1 protein-coding gene is annotated in these 2,183 nt (G+C 73.2%); it reads right to left on the minus strand.

The window, feature by feature from the left end; all coding sequences use genetic code 11:
- A partial coding sequence (locus P7D22_RS22905; protein WP_319936553.1) for a UvrD-helicase domain-containing protein occupies positions 1-2,183 on the minus strand: 2,183 nt, incomplete at both ends.

Here is a 2,183-nt window from a genome sequence, read left to right on the forward strand (position 1 = left end):
GCTACGCGCCGCCCGGCCTGGTCGGCGGCGTCGAGTGCGTTCGACGGGCGCACGGGCGGCGCGTAGCTGATCTCGCGCGCCGGCACCGTCGTGACCCAGGCCGGCAGGATCACGGCGGTTTCGGGCGCCACGCGCGTCGGCAACGCGGCCTCCAGGCCAGGGTCGGCGCGGCGCAGCAAGGTCGCCTCGGCGTCCCAGAAGGCGGGGACCTCGCTGAGCCCGAGTTCGCTCGCCGCCACCATGCCATACCAGCAGCCTTCGGCCGGGCCAGCCGGCCCATGGAAGCCGGCGATGTAGAGCCGTTCCTCGGCCCGGGTCAGCGCCACATACAGCAGGCGGCGGTGTTCCTCGGCGGCGGCTTGGCGCAAGGCCTGCCGGGCGTCCGCCACCGGCCCCGGGTCGCGGTCGCGTTTCGGCGACCAGGCCAGCAAGGGCGTGTCGCCGTCCGCGAGCCCGAACAGCGCCGGGTCGTGCCGCCCCGTGGGGGCGCCGCAGGTGTCGGGCAGAAAGACGATCTTGGCTTCGAGGCCTTTGGCGGCATGCACGGTCATCACTCGCACGGCATCGCCGGAGGCTTCCATGTCGCGCTTCACCGACAGGTCCTGCCCCTCGAGCCCGGCCAGGAAGCGCGTCAGCGAGGGTGGCCCGTCGCGCTCATGGGCGAGCGTCAGCGCCACGAACTCGTCGACGGCGTCGCCGGCTTCCTGGCCGAGCCGCGCCAGCATGGCGCGGCGACCGCCCTCGGGCCCGAGCAGCCGCGCGTAGAAGCCGAACGGCGTCTCGGTGGCGGCCCGGGCCCGCCAGGCCTGCAGGGTCTCGAAGGCCGCCCTATGGGCCGGCAACGGCGAGCCGCCGAGCGCCAGCAGCAGGCTGCCGCGGCGTTCGGGCGCCAGGGCGATCAGGTCATCGTCGTCGAGCCCGATCAACGGCGATTTCAGCACGCTCGCGACGCTCAGGTCGTCGTCGGGCAGCAGCGCCGCGCGGCCGGCCGCCATCAGGTCCATCACGGCGATGTGCTCGGTCAGCTGCAGCCGGTCGGCGCCCGCAACCGGTACATGCCGGTCCTTCAGGGCGCGGATTACGGCATCGAACACGGCGTTGCGGCTGCGCACCAGGATCAGCACGTCGCCGGGCGCGATTCGACGGCGGCCGCCGCTGCCGCGGTCCTCGACGGTTTCGGTCGAGCTCGGTGCCAGCATGGCGTGGATGCGGTCCGCGATGCGGCGCGCCAGCGTCACGGGCGGCGATTGCGGGTCCGGCTGGTCGAGCGGCAGGCGCCAGTCGACCGGATCGGGCTGTGGCGTCGGGCCGACGAGCGGCCAGAGTTCGACAAGGCCCGGCGTGCGGCTGCGCAAGGCTTCATGAGGCGGTGGCTGGAGGCCGGGTTCCGACAAGCCTTGCGCATGGTCGCCCGCTGCGAAGACGGCATCGACGGTTTCCAACACGGCGCGGGTGGAGCGGAACGACAGGTTCAGCGTCACGGCCTCGAAGCGCGCCCCGCCGCGCTCGGCCGCCCGACCGAAGGCCGCGCGTTGCAGCGCGAATTGCGCCGGTTCGGCCCCCTGGAACGAATAGATCGACTGCTTTTCGTCACCCACCGCAAAGACGGTGCGGATGCGCTCGCTGGCACCGGCGCCGCTGAAGAAGTCGCCCGTCAGGGTGGCGAGGATCTGCCACTGCGTCGGCGAGGTGTCCTGCGCCTCGTCGACCAGCACGTGGTCGATGCCGGCATCGAGCTTGTACAGCACCCAGGCGGCGCTGGTGCGCCCGAGCAGCGTGCGGGTGCGTTCGACGAGGTCGTCGAAGTCGAGCAGGCCGCGGCGGCGCTTGGCCGCCTCGTAGCCGTCGAGCACGCCCTTGGCCACGGTGACGAGCGCCAGCGTGCGTTCGAAGGTTTCGGCCGCCCGCCGGGCGTCGAGCGCCGCCACCAGCCGGTCGCGCTCGCGGTCGAGCGCCTCGCAGAGGTCCGGCTCGGCCTTGCGGAGCGCCTGGACGAGGTAGCGGGTTTCGCGCGGCGTCCGGGTCTTGGTCAGGAACACGTCGAGATAGGTTTCGAGCGCAGCCGCGCCGGTGCTGAGGGCCGCCCGCGCAAGGCGGTTGCCGGTCGAGTCCTTCGGGCCGCCGTCGGCGCCGAGCCGTTGCGCCACCCCGGCCCAGTCGTCGCGATCGAGACCGCCTTCGAG

The organism is Lichenihabitans sp. Uapishka_5, from assembly GCF_033947565.1.
Lineage (GTDB): Bacteria > Pseudomonadota > Alphaproteobacteria > Rhizobiales > Beijerinckiaceae > Lichenihabitans.